The sequence below is a fragment of the Xylanibacillus composti genome, from assembly GCF_018403685.1.
Taxonomy (GTDB): Bacteria; Bacillota; Bacilli; order Paenibacillales; family K13; genus Xylanibacillus; species Xylanibacillus composti.
Window position 1 is genome coordinate 14,256 of the sequence record NZ_BOVK01000021.1, and the last position, 19,633, is coordinate 33,888.

Sequence of the window (19,633 nt, forward strand, 5' to 3'; positions counted from 1 at the left end):
AATAAGGTGTTAAACGATAAAATCGAGGTTTCTATTGTTCTCGACTTGGAATGGATAGATACACCTAGTGATTTTTAATTGAAAACAAGAATATCCAAGAGAGCGTCCTTATCGGGGCGTTCTCTTTTTATATAGATATTTCTTCAAAGAGCCGGTTGTCCCTCTCAGGCAGCCGGCATTTTTCATGAAAGGAGGAACAGCGAATGACGAAGGTGATTGCTCTTGCCAATCAGAAAGGCGGTGTCGGCAAAACGACTACGGCTGTTAATTTGGGTATTGGCTTGGCGACTGAAGGTAAAAAGGTTCTTCTAGTGGATGCGGATGCACAAGGCAATTTGACAGATGCGTTGGGTTACCGCGAACCGGATAATTTGTCAATTTCTTTGGCTACACTGCTCGTTAAAAATATGTTGGAAGAATCGTATCCGCCCCAAAAAGGCATTTTGCACCATCCCGAAGGGATTGACCTAATGCCCGGTAACATCGAATTGTCTGCTGTTGAAGTCTCGCTTGTCAATACAATGAGCAGGGAAACGATCTTGCGCTCCTATATAGACAAGGTGAAAAAGGACTATGATTATGTCCTTATTGACTGTATGCCCAGCTTGGGCATGTTGACCATCAATGCACTGGCGGCCGCTGATAGCGTCATCATTCCGGTTCAGGCGCATTATTTACCGGCGAAAGGAATGACGCAGCTTTTGCAAACCGTTTCCCGTGTCCGACGCCAAATCAACCCGAAGTTGCTGGTAGATGGCGTGCTGCTGACGATGGTGGACAACCGGACCAACTTTGCCAAGGATATTTCCTTTGTTCTTCGGCGTGATTATGGAGACAAGCTGCGTGTGTTTCAAACGGAAATTCCGCTTTCCATCCGTGCGGCGGAAACGAGCGCCAAGGGGAAGAGCATTTATAAGCATGATCCGAACGGACAAGTAGCCGAAGCGTATGCGGCATTTACAAAGGAGGTGAAGGGTATTGGCAAAGAAAGACGACAGACGCGCCAGCATCAAGCTGACCACAGTCGATGATTTGTTTTCGACCGATGAGAGCCGCGCCGATGCACAGCGGGAAAAAGTGATGGACATCCCGTTGTCAGAGATCAGCGATTTCCCCGATCATCCATTCAAAGTAAAAGCGGATGAAGCGATGCTGGAAATGGCAAATAGTGTGAAGCAATACGGCGTATTGGTTCCTGGATTAGTACGTCCGAAGGCAGAGGGCGGTTATGAGATGGTCGCCGGACATCGGCGGAAAAAGGCGAGCGAGCTGGCGGGTATGGAAACGATGCCTTGCATCGTCCGCGAACTGGACGACGATCAAGCGACCATTATTATGGTGGACAGCAACCTGCAAAGGGAGCATATAGCGCCTAGCGAGAAAGCGTTTGCTTATAAGATGAAGCTGGAGGCGATGAAAAGACAGGCAGGCAGACCAAGTAAAGAAAATGTGTCCCAAGTTGGGACACAAAAACGTTCCGATGAACTGCTAGCAGATCAAGTTGGAGAAAGTCGCAATCAAATTCAGCGGTATATTCGCTTGACTCATTTGATCCCTTCCATTCTTGAAATGGTAGATGAAAAACGGATCGCGTTTAATCCGGCTGTTGAGTTGTCTTACTTGGCCGAAAAAGAGCAGCAAGACCTTTATGAAACGATACAGTCCGAAGACTGTACGCCTTCTTTGTCACAGGCGCTGCGTATGAAGAAACTGAGTCAGGGCGGACGGCTCAATATGGATGTTATCTTCTCGATTTTGACGGAGGAAAAGCCCAATCAGAGGGAAAAAATGCACATTCAGCGGGAGCGCATTGATCGCTTTTTCCCTAAGAATTTCACTGAAAAACAAAAGGAGGACCTTATTGTCCAATTGCTTGAAAGCTGGTATCGCAAGCGGCAGCGCGAACATGGAAGATAATCTTAAGCAACATGAACAAAAAATAGCCATTCCTTACTCTCCATTGCAAGGGAGTTTTTTTGTGCCTACAAGGAGGTGACGGAGATGCTCTTTACGGAAGGTAAATGGCGGAAATACGAACGATTAATGAAAGAAAGGCCCGGTTTTGACCGCAGAGAACCGAAAGATGAATCGGAGCGTTCCAACACAGCTAAAGAGGAACGAAGAAAAAGAAGTCGAGCAAAGCATAAAAGCAATGAGAAGGAAGAAAGTTGAAATTCATTTGGTATAGAAAGGAGTCGTGAGCATGTCTTGGATCTATCGTCATCGCAAGATGCTGGTGATCGCTGCCATTTTGTTCGGCATTCTTTTGCTCGTGTCGGCTGTCATTTTTCACTTGATGAGACAAGCTGAACAACAGCAGGAACATCAGGAAGTGATCGCCCATTATGAGAGGCAAATAGAACAGTTAACAGCGACTAAAGAAGAATCGCTGCAAACGGTATGGACTGTGGCTCGAACCATTCCGGCCGGTGAGCAGATCGAACCGGAAGACGTCACGGCGATGACCCTGCCGACCGCATTGGTTTCGCCCGAAATGATCGCTAAGGAGGAAGAGGCGGTCGGTAAACACGCCAAAGTTGAACTTCGCCCGGGAATGCCGCTTCTTGCTTCTGTGCTGTATGAGGGCAACCCGATTGCCAAGGATGTGCGGACACAAGAGTTTCAAATCATTCAGCTTCCGTCGCATCTGGGAAAAGCACAGTATATCGATGTGAGGATCAACTTCCCGACTGGCGAAGATTTCGTTGTGCTTGCCAAAAAGCAGGTGCTTGATCGCGAGGGAACCGTCATTTGGCTGGAGATGAATGAAACCGACCTGCTGCTCACATCAAGCGCGATCATCGATGCTTATCTGCAAGGCGCAAGATTATACGCGGTGCCCTATATCGAACCGGGACTGCAAGAGGCAGCGACGGCGACTTATCCGGCCAATCCGATGGTGTTGGATTTATTGGAGCAAAACCCAAACCTGGTTGAGCAGGTTTCTACTGAGCTGGCTCGTCAGCAACGCGAAAGGTTGGAAAGCAACCTGAATGAAATGAGCGAAGCGGACAAAATGCGGGTGATGTACGGCAATGTCACCGTGCAGCAACAACTCATGAATGAACGGGCCGCAACACAGCAAAGCAATGCCGCAGCCCCTTAGTTTCCCGGAGCAGGATGACCAAGAGTCGGTGCAAGGAGAAGATGAACAGCCGCCTTCTTCCCTTCCGGTCGTGGTAGAAGAAGAATCGCCCGAAGCGACGTTGCCCGATCCACCGCCTGCATCCGAGCCAGAGTCAGAAACGGCCCCGGATTATTCCGAAATCTTCAATCAATAAGGAGAAACCATGAAAAAGATTGTATTTTTAGGAGCGCCGGATAAAAGCCATGTGCTGTTATTGCTTGGCAAACTCCTGGCCGCAATGGATTACAAGGTGCTGGTGGTGGACTCCACTCTCGCACAAACGACACAGGGATATTTGCCGCAGGAAGAATTACGCGCCCCGCTCTACGAGTTTGAAGGTGTGGACGTGGCCTGTGGGTTTATCTTGTATTCGCAGATGGAACGATACTTGTATCAGAAAGCAAATGGCATGGATTACGATGTGATACTGCTGGACACCGACCATACCGAAATGGTCAAAGGGCGGGAGTTACCCCATTACGACAAGCGGATCTGGTGCAGCAATTTCAACCGATTGACCATGCAGCGAAATGTCGAATTGATGCAGCGGTTATGCTTGCATGAAGCACAGAATCAACCGGTATCGTTTTACAAGATGATGCTATCCGTTGTTCCTCTGACTGTCACCGAGGCGTATCTCGATTCCGCCTTTGCTCAGCAGACCATTCGCTGGGAGGAAGCGGTTTTTCGTTTTCCGCTGGATGAGCGTGATGTATCCGCCGAGCTGGAAAACCAGCATCATGGCCGCATCGATGTGAAGGGACTATCGGGAACGTACCGCCGCACGATATGGGAGATGGCACAACAGTTGTTTGATTGGGACGACAAAACCGTTCGCAAGGCATGGAAGCGACTTCGCCAAGAACGCGCTGCCTTCCGTCGCTAATCAAGCTGATCAAAATGATTGAGAAAAGGAGGGGACACGGTGACGGGACATACAATCGTGTTTTGGAGTCCGGTATCGGGAACCGGGACAACGAGCAATCTGGCAGCGACTGCCTCGGTCATGGGACTGGAGTATTCGGCACATATGTTGCTGCTGGGTCATTGTGAAAGTCACGATATCGCCTTGAAGCAATGCTTTTATCAAACGCATGCCTCTCGGGAGATGGACATGGATGTCTCAGTCAATATGGGGGTAGATGCGTTATTGCGACTGCTGCAAAACCGAAAATTGCAACCCAACATGATTCGGGATTACACGCTGCCTTTGTTAAAGGACAGGCTCGACTTGCTGCCGGGTTCAAGCAAGCCGGATGATCGTTTTATTGACATGGCCACGCCTTGGATGGAATCGCTGCTAAGCATGGCGAAACGGATGTATGATCTTGTGTTTGTGGATGGCGGCAGCGGAAATTCATCGGAATGGACCAACGGTTTACTGCGGCTGGCGGATGTGCTGGTGGTGTGCCTCCCGCAAAATCGGTTGGCTGTCCATCGTTTTTTTCGGATGGATGAACTTCAAGCGATGCTCACAACTAAAAAGCATGTGCTCGTATTCGGAAAATATGATCGGTACTCATCTTTGACCCATAAAAATTTGTTGCGTCCTTATGGACGGCGTTTACAAACATGTTCGGTCAGTTACAATACACGGTGGTTGGATGATGGACAAAACGGGCAGGCGATTTCTTACATGTATCGCAATCGGCAAGTGCCGCGGGAACATGAAAACTATCTGTTCATGCGAGACGTGCGAGCGTTGGCACTTGCGTTGATTGAACAAACGGGCTTGCACTATGCCTTTTTCGGCGGGAAGGAGACCCCGATATGATGGGCGCGTTACATGGTCTGTTGATCGGAGGCATTGTCTTAATAGGCGTATTGTTCCTGTATTTGCGCATGAGCCGAACCTTGCCGGAACGCCAGCAGGAAGCGCCGGTGTACATGTTGAAGGCGATGGAAGAATACGTCAAAAGAGCACTGCATGACGTGATAAGCGCCAATCTGACGGATTACGGTCTATCAGAAGAAGAGTACCGGCGACGGAAAAACAAGCGGGCAGAGATGAAAAAAGCGCTGCGCGGATGCACGTCTGGTGATCTGCGTGACAAAATGTATGTCAAGCAATATATAACCGATTTGCTTGCACAGCACTATACGTTGGATCATGAACATCTGAACCGGTTGATCCCGTTTGATTGCCCTGAATCGTTGTCGCATCAGGATCGGTTTGACATCTTGCTTCATGTATACAAAAAACGTCACGGCTATCATGCGCTTAGTGAACTCATACGCCGCTATGATCTGGATCGGCCCAAGCCGGATGCCCATGAAGAACAGGAGCTGTCTTACCGTATTACGTCTGAGGAGATCGGCGAGATTTATGAACAAGAGGACGTCCAGCTATCGGAAGAGGATAAACTGCAAATCGTGGTGCAGCGCATTTACCAGCACTACAAAGGCTTTAGTGTCGTGGACGAACTGCGCGATATGCGCATTGACGGCGTGTCCGGCGGAGTGTCCGGTTTGCCGCCTTCCGTATGGGAAGAAACATGGGATTGGGACGGGGATGTTCAACTCGGTGAGGTGCCGCGGGCGCATGATAGTGTGTGGGTTTTTTATGAGGGGAAATCCATCCACCTTAGTTTCCTCTCCTTTGGATCGGAACTGGAACTGCGGCGCGTATGCCAAAACATCTACAAGCATAATTTTCCCGGCCAGTTGTCCGAAACGACCGGATACAAGGTGAATGAAATGGCCGACGGTTCTCGTGTCGTGGTGCTGCGCCCCCGATTTGCCGAGTCGTGGGCTTTTTTTGTGCGCAAATTTGATGTGCAAAATGCCACTTTGGAACAGCTGATTCGCGATGAACATGCGGAACTGCCGATTGCTCTGATTCGCTATCTTGTGATGGGAGAGCGCATTACGGCGATAACTGGCGCGCAAGGCAGCGGGAAAACGACGCTGCTTATGGCCATGGTGCGTCATATATCCGCCCTGCTCCCGATTCGCGTTCAAGAGATGAGCTTTGAACTGCAACTGCGCAAAATTTATCCTAATCGTAATATTCTCAGCCTTCGGGAAACTGAAACGATCTCCGGTCAGGCCGGGCTGGATATACAGAAAAAAACGGACGGCTCGGTCAACATTTTGGGTGAGGTGGCGACCGACCCGGTAGCGGCCTGGATGATCCAAATGGCGCAAGTGGCTTCACTTTTTACGTTGTTTACCCACCACGCCAAAACGTTTCGCGATTTGGTGTTGTCCTTGCGCAATTCATTGCTCAAAACCGGCGTGTTTACCAATGAACAGGTGGCAGAACAGCAAGTGGTCAGCGTCATCAACTTTGATATTCATTTAAAACGGGATGCGGACGGTCGCCGCTATATCGAGCGCATCACGGAATGCGTACCGCTTGCACAGGAAATGCCTTACCGGACAGACTTTCGCGAGAAAAAGACGCTGGATGAGAAGATGGATGCGTTTATGGAGACGGTGACGGACTACTTCCATCGCTCCACGGATCGGAAACTGTATGAAGCGCGAAATGTCATTGAATATCGGGACGGCCGTTATGTCGCGGTTCATCCGTTGTCCGAACAAAGCCGCAAAGAGATTGCCAAGCGGCTTGCCGGTCCGGACCAGGCAGCTTTCGAGGCGTTTTTGTGTAATTGGGGGGATGGCGTTGAATCTTGAGTGGCTTTCCCTGCTGCTTGGCGGAGCGACGCTGTTGTTTCTTGGGGCGGTCTTAGCGTTTCAATTTTTGTCCCGCTATGGGGAAGCCGGGGCAGCACGAAAGTATGAAGCCTTGCGCCAACCTGCTAAAACGAGCAACAAGCAGGCATTGCACAACGGCATGCAACAACTCTATACCCTCTGCTCTCGTGTACCGCTCTTGCGTACCTACTTACACTTCATTCGTCGTCGTTTGGTTATTCTCCACCTGGGCGATGAGTGGAAGCTGCGTCTGGAGACGATGCGGACGGCGCTTTGGCTCTGGGGCATGTTGCTTGCAGCGGCTGTGCCGATCACGCTTTGGGTGCGCGATGTATTTACACTTGTCATGCTGATGATTGGCGGTTGGGTTTGCCACGGCATGTTAACAGACGTATTCGTACAACGGTTGGAAATGCGATTGTTGCGTCAGCTACGCCAGTTTTTCGGGGATGTCCGTCATCATTATCACCGACACGGAATGGTAGAAGAAGCGATTTACGAAGCGACGGATGAAGCGCCGTATGAAATGACTTTGCACGGCCAGGAAATCGTTGAAGTGTTGACCGACAGCCACGCGGAAGAACGACTGGAACAATACTTGGAAGCGGCTCCGAACCGTTATTTGAAAGGTTTGGCCGGATTGTCGTATCTGGTGAAGGAATACGGAGACAAACAAACGGATAGCGGATCATTGTATTTGAAGGCATTGGGAAAATTGGCCGGTGAATTAAACTTTGAACTGTTGCGCCGGGAACGCCTTGGTTTTTTGTTGCATGGGCTGTCCGTTATTGCCCTGCTTCCGCTCTTGTTTACCCGTCCGATTGAAGCATGGGCCAGCTATTATTTTTCGGCGATGGACGCCTTTTACAGCAGTATGATGGGTTGGAGCATAAAGCTCGGCTTGATGGGGGGCGTTTGGCTCTCCTATGTTCTGCTTCGTCATATTCAGAACTTGGAGACCTCACCGAAAATCACCAGCCGAAAGAGATGGGAAAAATGGGTGCACGGCCGGGGCTGGATGCGTTGGCTCGTTCACCGTTTGGGTCCTGCTCCTGGCTCAAGGGAAGCGGAACGGATGGTGAAGCTGCTGAAAGAAACGGCTTCTCCTTTGCGGTTGGAATGGTTTTATGTCCAGCGAATCGTGGCGGGAAGCATGGCTTTTCTTGCAGCAATGGGACTATTCATAGCTTTGCATTATGCGGATCGGCATCAAGTGCTGTAGGCGCCGGTGTATGCTGATACGCTGTTTGGTCAAGCGACGCCTGAGGAGCAGGAAAAAGCGCTTGAAGCAGCCGTGCTGGATCGGAGAATCATCTATAAAGTAAAGGGGGTGAGGCCTACAGAGGAGTCGCTCTTGGAGCTGTTGCGAAAGGAGACTGGAGGAGAACGTTCGGATGAAGCGCTTCGCGCGGATACACAGCGCATTATGGGCAAGTTGGAGAAACTCGACAGGCAATACGTCAAATGGTGGCAAGCACTATTGACCGTTTTGGCGGACTGGGTCGGCTACTGGGCGCCGGTCGGCATTCGCCTGTTTCAGCGCAAGATGCGGCAAATGGAAATGAAGCATGAAGTGGATCAATTGCAGGCGGTCATTGCGATGCTGGCCGATATGGATCGCATGTCGGTAGAGCATTTGCTAATTTGGATGGAGCAGTTCGCCCGCGTGTTCGAAGAGCCGCTGCAAACATGCCTGCTCCATTTTGATCAAGGCGCTGAACAGGCGCTGGAGCAGCTCAAGGAGGATGCGCCTTTTCAGCCATTCGTGCGCATGGTGGAAAAGCTGGAACTGGCGGCAAGCACGCTGCCGATTCGAAAAGCGTTTGATGATTTGGAGTCCGAGTACGTGTATGCACAGGAAGAACGCAAGCAGGAGTACGAACGATTGATTGAGCACAAGGCGGGCTGGGGCAGAATGATCGGGTTCGCACCAATGATGGCGCTCATTTTCGGTTATCTGGTCATTCCGCTCATTGTTGTCAGCTTGAACCAAATGTCGGTGTACTACGAGCAATTGCAACGCATTCAATGATTCACCCTTAGCGGTGCTTTCCATGTTGGAAAGGACCGTTTTTTATTTCTACATTTAAAGGAGAGATCGACCATGTCCAATGCACAAAAGGCGCTGGTAATGGCGGCGGGCATTTTCCTCGCAATTGCGCTCATTACCCTCGCCGTCGTGTTGTTTATTTCCGCACAAGATTCAACAAAAGCAGCTCAAAGCAATTTTAGCAATATCCAAACGGAATTATCTCAGACGGCCTTTACGGTGTATGACAACACCACACTTTCGGGCAGCCAAGTCGTCAATGCTCTGCGCAAGTTTTCGGATCAGGAGCAGTTTGGCATTCAAATTATCACCGGGAAAAACCCGACCGGACAGTGGTATGGCAAAGTCATCAACATTGGCGTTCCAATGGACAGCATCATCATTCGTTTTCAGTCATCCTTCATATCTCCTGTTAAGGTTCTGTCACAAGGATTGGCGGATCATAGTGGTACTAAACTGGGAAGAACCCGCAAAACAATTCATTCTACGTTTATAACATCGTCGTTGAAATGGATTTTAACATTTCAATCATTCTTTCAATAAAAATCGTAATGATAAAAGGACGATGATTCACGATACAAATCCATAATCCGTATCCAATAACAGATACAGCCCCAAAAACTGCTGCATCCCGATAAAGTCTCTTTCGAAGCAATCCCAACATCGGTAAACCTATCAAAGGCGCCAGCAGGATGTGAAGCATCAACATGTTCAATTCACCCTCCTTTTCGCTTCTCGAACGTGCGTTTGACCCATGTTGTCACTAGCAACAAAAAGGGGATCAGTAGAACAAAGAAACTGTCATATATGAATGTATATTTTTCATCCCATTCCTCGTTTTGGATCGGGTTTTCATAGATGGACAAGGCGGTCGCCGACAACAAAATCGTCAAACCCAGAAAATGAGGCCACCGGGTTTTTGGACGAAATACTTGACGCAGCGTTTCGGAAGCTCCGTAAACGAGTACCAACAGCTTGATAAAAATCAGAATCAGTAAAATAATGGAGATAATGGAATGGATGTTGACGATCACCTCTCCGATGGAAATTTCCTGCACGGTCGTATACACTGGAAAGGTAAGTTGTGACGCCCTCTCCACTCCTAATAAACCGATAATCATAAACAAGGTCATGCTAAGAGAAACGGAAGTGGTCATCAACCCAAGCAAAAAGGGGCGTGTTGCCCCCTGTTTGACCAGCGGAAACAATATCGTGAGCGCAATAGTTTCCATATAGGGAAAGCCCAAAAAGGAATGGTATTGCAAAATGGTACCCAGGCCGGAATGGAAAGCTGGCTGAAGTCTTCCCCAATCCCAGTTCACCATTGCCAGCAACAGAACAAACCAGAACGGGAAGAACAAAAACGGAGTAATGATTTGATTTAATCGTCCGATGGCTTCCGTCCCCTGAGCGACCGTGTAAAAGGCGACAAGCAAAAACATGACGTGAAAAACGGTTTTCGGCGTCTCCGGCATGATGGTTCCATTTAAAAAATCGCTTAAATTTCGAAGAACCCATCCAGCCAAAATACAGAAATAAAGAAAATACAGGACGGAAACAAGTGTTCCCAGATAACGTCCCCAAGCTTCCAGCGGGATTTGCACCAGACTTTTGCCCGGGTAATATCGGAAAAGAAAAATCCAGAACAGACCGACGAGTATGCCAAAACTTCCTGCCCACAAGGGCATGAGCCAGGCATCCTGTCCCGCCTGTACGACCAGCCGCCCGATCAGCACGAAAAGGGTGGTTCCGAGGATATAATTGATTGTCAGCAGATAAAACTGGAATCGGGAAATCATTGGCTTCATCTTGTCCCTCCATAAGGTTGACTCATGCTTCCCGTTCGGAGCAGCCGGGTATTTGCACGAATCTCAATTTGTGCATTTTTCGCCGCTTGGTCGATATCCGGATGATTTGGCGTTTGTTTGCGCAACAAGTCGTTGATGCTTAACAGATCCCAGCCACGCTCCCTTATCATTTGATAGAAAGCAAGCGACTCGTCTGCTATGATCTGATTCAGTCTGTTTTCAAGTCTCTCCACCTCGTTCCGAGACTTCGGGACGGACTCGATTGTATAGGCAGTGGAAAGTTCGAGGTCCATGCGGATCCGAACGACAGGTTGGTCGGATTTCCAGAAGACCTCACGTTTTATGCGAACCAGTCTCAATTCCACGGATACCTGTTTTCCTTCCACCTGAAACTGTCGCACGTGGCGACCTCGATCGCCATTTAGCAAATGGTACCAGACCAGCTGCGTATCATTCAGTTTGCCCGCCATGCGATAATCACGGAAAACCGCCCCGCCTCGGATGATAAAGTTGTTTTGATTGGCGTCGATATCCGCCGACCTTTCCCCGCTGTTGGAAGAAGGTGCCTCTGTCATTCCGGTGATCAACGGTAATACGATCGTATCTGACTTTTCCATCCGTTCAATGACATCACTGACCTTGATCTGTTTTCCCACTAGGAGCGAATTCCGGATCAGCAGGTCGAGCCTGGAATCGATCGTGTCAGACGGCACCCGCTCCAGGGGAGTTAATGTTCTCATGACCTGAGATATCGATCCGTCGACAATCAGCATCGGGACCGACGAGCGGCCGTTGGGTTGCATTTCGATAAAGTTGACAATATCGCGCATGTCTTGTTTGGCGGCCCGCTGGGAAACGAGCAGCACCTTGCAGTGGGCCATAAATAACTTGCGCGGCAACATTTTGTAAATCGTAGATTTGATTTCTCCAAAAGACGATCCACTGATTTCGTAAGTGTATACAGGGGCTTGTTCGCCTCCCGACGTACCTTTGGCGGAAGTGCCGCTGAGCGGGTTGATGATCTGGTAATACACGGTTATTTTGTTGCTCTCCGGGTCGCTGTCCACCCCCACCATACTGACCAGCGCCAGTTCGTTCATCTCCGTCCTGTCCCAGCAAGCCGTAAGCAGGGCGGTAAACATCATCAGGATGAACAGACCCGCTGCATACCGGTTGGTCATGTTTGTTCCTCCAGATTACCTTTTTCTCTTCATATTCCGAATATATCCGGGCAGACCGTTCGGATCCAGCCAGGGCCGGGGCAGCCGCACCAACACATCTTTCCAATCGGTTCCTATGGACGGGGAGGCGGGAGTGATGTAAGGAACGCCAAATGACTTAAGCGACACCAGATGGACAACCAGAAACAGGGCACCGCATAAAATGCCAAAAAGGCCCATAAAGCCGGCCAACAGCACGAACGAAAAGCGAAGCAGGCGTTGTGACATGCCGAAGCTGTAAACCGGAACGACAAAATTGGTGATGCCGGTTATGGCAACGACAATGACAATCGCGACGGAAATGAGACCGGCTTCCACCGCCGCCTGCCCCAGTACAATCGCCCCCACGATCGAAAGCGCCTGTCCGACCGCCCGCGGCATGCGCAGCCCCGCCTCCCGGATAATTTCAAACACGACTTCCATTAACAACACTTCGAAGATGGCGGGAAAGGGGACCCCTTCCCGCTGGGCGGACAAACTGATCAGGAGTTGGGTCGGGATCAGTTCCTGATGGAACGTCGTGGCCGCGACATACAAGGAAGGGACGAACACGGCCGTAAAAAAGGAAATCAACCGAATCCAGCGAATAAACGTGGCGATATCCGCCCGCTGATAATAATCTTCAGGAGAACTGAAAAACTCGAAAAACGTCATGGGGGCCAGCAGAACGCTGGGTGTCCCGTCCACCATCACGGCCACTTTACCATCCAGCAACTGGGCAGCTACCATATCAGGGCGCTCGGTGTTGGTAAGCGTCGGAAAAGGAGACCAAATCCGGTCCTGGATGAATTCCTCCACATAAGCGCTTTCCAGCACACTGTCCGTCCGGATGGCTGACAATCTGCCGCGCACTTCCCGGACCAGCGATTCCGGGGCGAGGTTCTCCATGTACACCATAAGCAAAGTCGTCCCGGTTTGATTGCCGATGTTCATTTTATCAAACCGGAGGAATGGGTTGGGGATTCTTTTGCGGACAAGCCCCACATTGGTCAGAATGCTTTCCGTAAAGCCTTCGTGCGGCCCGCGAATGGTCGATTCCGACTTCGGTTCTTCAATGGAGCGTTGTTTGGATTCGGTCACATTGATGAGACAAACGCGCTCCCTTGCAAAATCGGTTAGTGCGCAATGGCCTGCAAGGAGTGCTTTTACGGCATGTTCCCGCAACTGTTCATATGGATCGGAAAAGGAAAATTCGCGCAAAAAACCGCTTTCGGCGGAACGAGGCGCTTCCCCTTCGGAAAACGTATTTTCCGTGAACGATTTCAAAATGTATTCGTCAATCGTTTTTTTATTGACCATCGATTCCAGATATACGCACTGCACGGTTTGTTCCCCTTGGACAAACAAGGATCGGCAGACCAAGTCCGGGGGTAACCCGAGGGCTGATTGAATGTCTCCGAAAAAATCATTCTTGATCGATTGATTTTGTTTTTTTCTTGCCATCGACGAACCTCCAGATTCTCACATCTCATCATTATCATTATTTCCTATTGGGTGGATTCTTATTCCATTGGCAGTTATGCTGTTGCAAATTATCGTGAGGTGAAATCAAGATTCAGGTTACGACATTACTAAGTTATTCGATAGGTGAGGATGTCTAGTACATGACCGCAACTGCTGCAGTCTTCTTGAACATACTTCCCGTACTTGCTGGCATGAAGGTAGAAGCAGGTTTTTATAGATCCGCTCGCAGCATTCGCCAAAGTTGGATGATCTAACGTAAATACGACTCTCTTATTCATGATTTATAGATTATCGATTAGAAAAAAAGAGGGTCGCCCGTTGACCTCATATTTGTGCACCGTCTGCAAAAACAGGCAGAACAATTCGGCTTTGCGGATCGCGTGACTATTCTGTTTGTAAACGAACTCCCCTAGTCCGTCGAGAACGAAAATGGGGTGGTGGTACGGGGCCGATTTGAAGACAGGAAGGTGTGCGCGTGGACAACCCAAGGCGGCTGTTTCCGTCGGTCTAACGCCCGCGCAGGCGCTCCGGCGTTAACTATCGGATTCATGGATATTACCGGCAAGGCGAATTTGATCGTATCCCTCAACATGGGCGCACACTCGCGCGAATTTTATTTGGGCCTTGCGATCATGTACTGACTCTTCTCTATCTGCTTCCCCGCCATCTACGGCGGTGGCTCTGTCAGATCGTCGTGGATTTAACGGATTGACTGCCGATTGTCATCGGAAAAGCTACCGATTTTAACTGGCAGGTTTGGGTGGACAGTATCATGTTCGATGGGGCTCGTGACTGCCTCGATAACCGTAAGCATCGTTCTCGCCCCAGAAGTTCCTCAGCTGACTTCCTCTTTTTCTGAAATACAGAATTACTTAACAAAAATTTAACAATCGATGGGATAGACTGTTTTTAAGTAGTCGGGGAAAAGACAAAATGAGGTGAAAAAAGTGAAAATGAAACGTTTTTTAATTACGGCTGTCTTGTTGCTGGCTGTGTTGCCCATGACCGCATTTGCCTTGACAAAGGATGCGCCTGCAGTAACGATTCAAACGAGTGATGTTGTTTCGAAGTCAGAGGATATTTCGGGCCAGTCTTCTGGAGCAGTTACAGTAATTCAACGGGCAACTCCTCAAGTGAATGACGCTAACCCAACTTCGAGCGATGTCACTGTGGACGGGCAGCCGGTACACAAAATTCAACTATCAGAGGAAAACATCATTGAATTGAATCTTGGGGATTCTGACGATGTTGGTGTACAGGCTGCCTATCCGGTTAACTTCAACTTGCCGGGATCATCACTTGCCACAATAAGTGATGGGTCTGGAAACCCGTGGTATTTGACTCGGAACGAAGAGGTTACCATATCGTTGACATGGCTGCCTCGGGACGCTACACTTCGAGTTGGTTTAATCGACTCGGACAATACATTTTTTTATGTGAACTTTACAGGCGGTGCCGATAGTCGAACTTTTGTTGTGAATGTCGCTGACAACTATCGAGTGGGGATTTACAATACGGATACCCATCAAGTGACAGTCACTGGAAATATCACGATCTAAACATAAACCATTCCCCGACTACGACGTTTTATTGAGAGGTGAGCTAAAGATGCGGATGTTGGTGATCGAAGATGAACAAGATTTGGCGAGTGCGATCAAAAAAGGATTGGAAATGGAAGGATTTGCGGTAGACATTGCATTAGATGGAGAAGAAGGCTGTCACCTGGCGGAAATCCATGCCTACGATATCATCATCTTGGATTTAAACTTGCCAGATAGGAATGGGTTAGACGTGCTGCAACACATACGACATCTGTCCAAACAAATCAGAGTGCTGATTCTAACAGCGCTTTCTGATACATCTTCTCGTGTGAAAGGATTGAATTTGGGAGCGGACGATTATCTTGGTAAACCATTTGATTTTGAAGAACTGAAAGCAAGAATACGCGCCTTATTGAGACGTGATCTTTTACGAGAAAGCCCGCTGCTCACCTATGGCCCTATCGAGTTGAATCCGATCACGATGACAGCAACTTGTGCTGGGCAACAGCTGACCCTTACTCGTAAGGAGTTTGCCTTATTACAGTATTTTTATCTCATCCTGATCGAGTTGTCTCGTCCGAAGAATTGGTTGAACATGTGTGGGATCAGCATGCGGACCCTTTTTCCAATTCCGTCAGGGTACATATTACGACTTTGCGTAGTAAGATAAGATCCGTTATCCATGCAAACTTTTTGAATACGGTGCCAGGGTACGGCTATCGACTGAACAAACAAATTGAGAGGTTATCAAAATGATGAAAAGCAAGCGGCTCACATTGGCGGGAAGAATCGTGTTGTGGAACCTGGGTTTAATCATATTGACAGGCGTGTTTCTGTTGGTTTCGCTCAATGTTTTTGTTCAAATTATGCTTCCTGCTGTTCATGTGAAGCCCAATGATATGCTACTTCAACAAGATCATGAAGTGATCGTACCCACCATTGAAGTGAATCAGGTAAACGAAGAGGGGATGCTCAGATCGGATGTAAGCTTTTCATCTGAATTGATTGCATTTAAAGGACAAGTTCTCCTTTTTTCGCTGATCTGCCTGCTCATCATGATTATATTAGGTGGGGTCGGGGCGTTTTATCTCTCCAAAAGAAGTCTGTGGCCGGTGCGTTTATTGAGTGAACGACTTATGAAAATCAATGCCAATGATTTGTCCGTGCAGCTTCCTGTTAAGGAACTGCCCAATGATGAATTGAAAGAATTAACGGAATCGTTCAATACCATGCTGAAAAAATTAGAACATGCCTTCCAGCAGCAAGAACGTTTTATGGCCAATGCCGCTCATGAATTTAGAACTCCCTTGACGATTTTGAAGACGAATCTGGAAGTCTTGAGGAGTGATCCATCCGCAACTTTGGCAGATTATCGGCAGCTCTCGGACATTTTTGAAAAGACGTTAAAACGAATGAATCATATGGTCAATGAACTGCTCGTTCTGGCTAAAAATAATGACCCGGATAAGGATGTGATTGAAGTGGGTTCAATGATCCGTAAAGTCGTGAGTGAATTAAACGATTTAGCTTCAACACAGACAATTTCTATTGAAATCCACATCCATCCTGATGTTGAGATATATGGGAACGATATTTTAATCCAGAGAGCCATCAGCAATCTGGTCGAGAACGCTATTATGTACAACAAGCCACAAGGAAAAGTGATCATCACGTGTGCAAGTCAAGAAGGAGAGTGTTTCATTTCTATCATGGACACCGGAGATGGCATAGATGAAAAACACATTCCGTTTATCTTTGAACCGTTTTACAGAACTTCGGAAGGTAGAACGAAGAACAAGGCAGGTACAGGGCTAGGTCTATCCATAGCGTTATCCATTATTAAAAAGCATGAGGGAACGATTGAATACAGTCGTGAGCAAACGATGAAAGGCTTTATCGTCCGCCTTCCTGTCATCGACTAGCGGAAAGATGTACTCCATTCTATTTCAAGTTAATAGTACCCCCAGCATTGTCGATCGAAGTGATTTGACATGCTCCGATAAGGCCCTACCTAAATAAAAGTTTTTTGGTAAAATAATAGAAAAAATGTTCATATCTCATGACGGTTGCCAAATAAGGGAGGGGGGCAAGCCATGATCATAGCCACGAAACTGCATATTCCTCGATCGCGAAGCTCGCTTGTTGTGCGTTCCCGTCTCACCCGGCGTTTGCATGAAGGGTTAGATCGCACGCTTACTTTGATCTCAGCTCCAGCCGGGTATGGCAAAACGACATTGCTCGGCGAATGGGTGATGACGCTGGAAAATCCCGTCGCCTGGGTCTCGCTTGATCAAGGGGATAATGATCGCACGCGCTTCTGGGCACATACCATTGCAGCGTTAAAACAAGCTTATCCGTCTTTTGACCAACAGGACGTCCTTCGTCATGCCGCAGAAGATCCATCGGGTGTGTCACTGATTGCTGCGCTCATCAACGGGCTACATCGCATTTCACACACGATGGTGCTCGTATGGGATGACTTTCATCATATCGAAGAAACGTCCATCTTGCAGGGCGTCACTTATCTGCTGGAACGTTTACCACTACATGTCCATCTCTATCTTGCAAGCCGAAATTCTCCAGCGCTTCCTCTTTCCAGACTACGAGCAGAAAATAGGCTGATCACGTTGGAGGCGAGCGATCTCCGGTTTGTGCCGGACGAAACGACTGAATTTTTTGCGATGTGCGGTGGTATACAATTATCCAATGAAGATGTGGCGACCGTACAAAAAAAGACAGAGGGTTGGGCAGTGGCGATGCGACTGGCGGTCTTGTCAATGCACGAACATACCGATCCCGTATCTCTAATCCGGAAGATGGCGGGGACGGAACGTGATATATCGGATTACTTCTTTGATGAGGTGTTAGCCCGACAATCCGCAACGATGCAGCAATTTTTACTCTATACTTCCATTTTGGACCGGATGAAGGGCGAACTTTGTCAAGCGGTAACCGGTATAGCCGAAAGTCATGCGTATCTGCAACAATTAGACAAGGAAAGCTTGTTTCTTGTAGCTTTGGACGAGTGGCGGGAGTGGTACAGGTATCATCATTTATTCCGGCAATTTTTGACGGCGCAGTTGAAAATGCGCGAGCCGCGGCAATGGCAAACACTTCACATGACAGCGGGAAAATGGTTGGAAGAGAACGGTTATCCGCATGAAGCGGTAGATCATTACCTTGCGGCTGCCGATTATGAACATGCGCTATCATTGATAGAGGTGATGACACCGGAGCTGATGACCAATGAATGGACGACGCTTTGCAAGTGGTTAAACGCAATTCCCGACACGCTGTTATTTGCCAGACCGATGATGCTGTTGACAAAACTCGCTTCCCAGTACTTGTCCGGGCATGTCGAAGCGGCCACTGACGGGTATTGGCAAGCGGTTCGCAGGCTAGAAGAGGACACAGATCCCCTTCCTCCTGAAGAAGCCGAAACATTGCAAGCCGGACTCGCTTTTCTGGCTGCATTTCGCACGTTTTTGGATCGTGATTTTGAATATGCCGTTCAATTTTCACATGAATATGTCGAGAAGCATCCGGAAGGCGATTTCTTCATTGAGTTTGGGAGCGACGTGGATGGCTATCATCCGGTGTGGGATATCTACGTGTCGGATGACAGCCTTCGATTGGCGGAGCAGGTGTTAACGTCCTTGCTGTCGATTTGGTCTGAAACCCGAAATGTCTATTTTGTTGCTCATCTTTATATCGACTTAGGCAAAATGCAGTACGAACGAAATCGCTTGGTCGAAGCGGAAAAGCTGATGCGCCAAGCCTATGATATTGGAAGATTGCATGATCATCGAAGCTTGGCGACCATCGCAGCGCTCTGGCTTGCCCGCATTGCCACCGTACAAGGAGACGAGGCGACGTCAAAGCACATATTACGCGAGCTAACCCAACTCACGTCCAAGACGGCGAATTCGCGTTTGTCCGGGAAAATCGCCTCGTTTCGCGCCATGCTGGGCAGGATGCATAGAGAAGAGAAACCGGTGAGACAATGGCTGAGAAAGAGCCGCTTGCGATTCCGTGATGAAATTCCGGTATCCATGATCAAGGAATACGATTTACTGGCCTCTATATTGGCGGAGCAAGGAAAAATGGAAGAAGCCGCAGCATTGACGGAGCGTCTACTCCAGCTGTCAATAGAAGAAGGACGGCAAAGCGACCGAATTCGTCTGCTCGTTCACAAGAGTATGATCCTATCCTTACAAGGAAAGATTTCGGACTCCATGGACGTACTGGAAGAAGCGCTGGCATTGGCGCGGCCGGAAGGGTATATCCGGACCTTTGTCGACGAAGGAGCATCACTTGGGCAATTGATGGATCAATATATCCGATTGCGCCAAAATCAGCTTCGCCGCCCCAGCCATAAGGTGCCTTTATCCTATGTGAAACGGCTGCGGAGACTGATTCCGCTAGCCGAAAGGGAAGCCGGTACTCCCCATGATAGAACGTTGGCTGCTCTTACAGCCAGAGAACAAAGCGTGCTTCGGTTGATGGAAACGGGAATGTCTAATAAAGAAATCGCGCTTAAATTGAATGTTTCCCTGGCAACCGTAAAAACACATATTAACAATATCTACTGCAAATTGCAATCCAAAAATCGCTTACAAGCGTTGGAACGTGCCAGAACACTACAATTGTTCTGACCCGTTCTTTTTATTTTGTACAAATTATCTCAACCACCCTGCTCAACCTTTTTGATCTTTTGTGCCGGGCAGGGTTGATCACAATGGGATTGGAAGAATATACAATAG

Annotated in this window: 17 protein-coding genes and 1 pseudogene; 15 read left to right on the plus strand and 3 right to left on the minus strand. The window is 48.7% G+C overall.

Going from position 1 to position 19,633, the window contains the following annotated elements:
* The first annotated feature begins 203 nt into the window (after positions 1-203).
* The 10 genes from XYCOK13_RS08610 to XYCOK13_RS21860 all read left to right on the plus strand — a co-directional run bounded on the left by XYCOK13_RS08610 (position 204) and on the right by XYCOK13_RS21860 (position 9,380).
* Positions 204-1,031, plus strand: coding sequence for a ParA family protein (locus XYCOK13_RS08610; protein WP_213411716.1), 828 nt, complete (start codon positions 204-206; stop codon positions 1,029-1,031).
* Positions 979-1,917 carry a ParB/RepB/Spo0J family partition protein gene (locus XYCOK13_RS08615; protein WP_213411718.1) on the plus strand — a complete coding sequence of 313 codons (939 nt, stop codon included), beginning with the start codon at positions 979-981 and terminating at the stop codon, positions 1,915-1,917. The genes XYCOK13_RS08610 and XYCOK13_RS08615 overlap by 53 nt, the downstream gene beginning before the upstream one ends.
* A gap of 84 nt (positions 1,918-2,001) precedes the next feature.
* The gene (locus XYCOK13_RS08620; RefSeq protein ID WP_155609868.1) at positions 2,002-2,172 is read left to right on the plus strand and encodes a hypothetical protein; all 171 of its coding nucleotides are present in this window, start codon (positions 2,002-2,004) and stop codon (positions 2,170-2,172) included.
* Between the two features lie 31 nt (positions 2,173-2,203).
* Positions 2,204-3,106 carry an SAF domain-containing protein gene (locus XYCOK13_RS08625; protein ID WP_213411720.1) on the plus strand — a complete coding sequence of 301 codons (903 nt, stop codon included), beginning with the start codon at positions 2,204-2,206 and terminating at the stop codon, positions 3,104-3,106.
* A 184-nt stretch (positions 3,107-3,290) separates the two neighbouring features.
* Complete coding sequence (locus tag XYCOK13_RS08630; protein WP_213411722.1) at positions 3,291-4,013, plus strand: hypothetical protein; 723 nt, start codon at positions 3,291-3,293, stop codon at positions 4,011-4,013.
* A 39-nt stretch (positions 4,014-4,052) separates the two neighbouring features.
* Positions 4,053-4,901, plus strand: a complete 849-nt coding sequence (locus tag XYCOK13_RS08635; RefSeq protein ID WP_213411724.1) for a CpaE/TadZ family protein — start codon at positions 4,053-4,055, stop codon at positions 4,899-4,901.
* The gene (locus XYCOK13_RS08640) at positions 4,898-6,766 is read left to right on the plus strand and encodes a P-loop NTPase family protein (RefSeq protein WP_213411726.1); all 1,869 of its coding nucleotides are present in this window, start codon (positions 4,898-4,900) and stop codon (positions 6,764-6,766) included. The genes XYCOK13_RS08635 and XYCOK13_RS08640 overlap by 4 nt, the downstream gene beginning before the upstream one ends.
* Positions 6,756-8,009: a hypothetical protein gene (locus XYCOK13_RS21850; protein WP_244865074.1), complete on the plus strand. Its 1,254-nt coding sequence runs from the start codon at positions 6,756-6,758 to the stop codon at positions 8,007-8,009. Before XYCOK13_RS08640 ends, XYCOK13_RS21850 begins: the two co-directional genes overlap by 11 nt.
* Before the next feature lie 6 nt (positions 8,010-8,015).
* Positions 8,016-8,819: a hypothetical protein gene (locus tag XYCOK13_RS21855; RefSeq protein WP_244865075.1), complete on the plus strand. Its 804-nt coding sequence runs from the start codon at positions 8,016-8,018 to the stop codon at positions 8,817-8,819.
* A gap of 72 nt (positions 8,820-8,891) precedes the next feature.
* Positions 8,892-9,380, plus strand: coding sequence for an ABC transporter permease (locus tag XYCOK13_RS21860; RefSeq protein ID WP_244865076.1), 489 nt, complete (start codon positions 8,892-8,894; stop codon positions 9,378-9,380).
* A 173-nt stretch (positions 9,381-9,553) separates the two neighbouring features.
* Here XYCOK13_RS21860 and XYCOK13_RS08655 read toward each other — a convergent pair whose 3' ends face one another.
* The 3 genes from XYCOK13_RS08655 to XYCOK13_RS08665 are packed head-to-tail and all read right to left on the minus strand — an operon-like array spanning position 9,554 to position 13,308.
* Positions 9,554-10,645: a GerAB/ArcD/ProY family transporter gene (locus tag XYCOK13_RS08655; RefSeq protein ID WP_213411728.1), complete on the minus strand. Its 1,092-nt coding sequence runs from the start codon at positions 10,643-10,645 to the stop codon at positions 9,554-9,556.
* Positions 10,642-11,826 carry a Ger(x)C family spore germination protein gene (locus XYCOK13_RS08660; RefSeq protein ID WP_213411730.1) on the minus strand — a complete coding sequence of 395 codons (1,185 nt, stop codon included), beginning with the start codon at positions 11,824-11,826 and terminating at the stop codon, positions 10,642-10,644. Before XYCOK13_RS08660 ends, XYCOK13_RS08655 begins: the two co-directional genes overlap by 4 nt.
* A 15-nt stretch (positions 11,827-11,841) precedes the next feature.
* Entirely contained in the window at positions 11,842-13,308 is a 1,467-nt protein-coding gene (locus XYCOK13_RS08665; protein WP_213411732.1) for a spore germination protein, read from the minus strand.
* A 974-nt stretch (positions 13,309-14,282) separates the two neighbouring features.
* Here XYCOK13_RS08665 and XYCOK13_RS08670 point away from each other — a divergent pair.
* From XYCOK13_RS08670 to XYCOK13_RS08685, 5 genes and pseudogenes are all read left to right on the plus strand, one after another.
* On the plus strand, positions 14,283-14,888 hold the full coding sequence (locus XYCOK13_RS08670) for a hypothetical protein (protein ID WP_244865079.1): 606 nt from the start codon (positions 14,283-14,285) through the stop codon (positions 14,886-14,888).
* A gap of 112 nt (positions 14,889-15,000) precedes the next feature.
* Positions 15,001-15,216, plus strand: a pseudogene (locus XYCOK13_RS21865) (response regulator); the annotation flags it as partial.
* A 239-nt stretch (positions 15,217-15,455) separates the two neighbouring features.
* Positions 15,456-15,626, plus strand: a complete 171-nt coding sequence (locus tag XYCOK13_RS21870) for a winged helix-turn-helix domain-containing protein (RefSeq protein WP_244865077.1) — start codon at positions 15,456-15,458, stop codon at positions 15,624-15,626.
* Positions 15,623-16,792, plus strand: a complete 1,170-nt coding sequence (locus tag XYCOK13_RS08680; RefSeq protein ID WP_095397576.1) for a sensor histidine kinase — start codon at positions 15,623-15,625, stop codon at positions 16,790-16,792. Before XYCOK13_RS21870 ends, XYCOK13_RS08680 begins: the two co-directional genes overlap by 4 nt.
* A gap of 171 nt (positions 16,793-16,963) precedes the next feature.
* Complete coding sequence (locus tag XYCOK13_RS08685; RefSeq protein ID WP_213411734.1) at positions 16,964-19,525, plus strand: winged helix-turn-helix domain-containing protein; 2,562 nt, start codon at positions 16,964-16,966, stop codon at positions 19,523-19,525.
* Positions 19,526-19,633 lie beyond the last annotated feature (108 nt).

Coding starts and splice junctions, on each gene's coding strand:
- XYCOK13_RS08620 (WP_155609868.1), top strand. CDS start 2,002: ATGCTCTTTACGGAAGGTAAATGGCGGAAATACGAACGATTAATGAAA.
- XYCOK13_RS08660 (WP_213411730.1), bottom strand. CDS start 11,826: ATGACCAACCGGTATGCAGCGGGTCTGTTCATCCTGATGATGTTTACC.
- XYCOK13_RS08665 (WP_213411732.1), bottom strand. CDS start 13,308: ATGGCAAGAAAAAAACAAAATCAATCGATCAAGAATGATTTTTTCGGA.
- XYCOK13_RS08610 (WP_213411716.1), top strand. CDS start 204: ATGACGAAGGTGATTGCTCTTGCCAATCAGAAAGGCGGTGTCGGCAAA.
- XYCOK13_RS08680 (WP_095397576.1), top strand. CDS start 15,623: ATGATGAAAAGCAAGCGGCTCACATTGGCGGGAAGAATCGTGTTGTGG.
- XYCOK13_RS08625 (WP_213411720.1), top strand. CDS start 2,204: ATGTCTTGGATCTATCGTCATCGCAAGATGCTGGTGATCGCTGCCATT.
- XYCOK13_RS08670 (WP_244865079.1), top strand. CDS start 14,283: ATGAAACGTTTTTTAATTACGGCTGTCTTGTTGCTGGCTGTGTTGCCC.
- XYCOK13_RS08630 (WP_213411722.1), top strand. CDS start 3,291: ATGAAAAAGATTGTATTTTTAGGAGCGCCGGATAAAAGCCATGTGCTG.
- XYCOK13_RS08685 (WP_213411734.1), top strand. CDS start 16,964: ATGATCATAGCCACGAAACTGCATATTCCTCGATCGCGAAGCTCGCTT.
- XYCOK13_RS08640 (WP_213411726.1), top strand. CDS start 4,898: ATGATGGGCGCGTTACATGGTCTGTTGATCGGAGGCATTGTCTTAATA.
- XYCOK13_RS21860 (WP_244865076.1), top strand. CDS start 8,892: ATGTCCAATGCACAAAAGGCGCTGGTAATGGCGGCGGGCATTTTCCTC.
- XYCOK13_RS08655 (WP_213411728.1), bottom strand. CDS start 10,645: ATGAAGCCAATGATTTCCCGATTCCAGTTTTATCTGCTGACAATCAAT.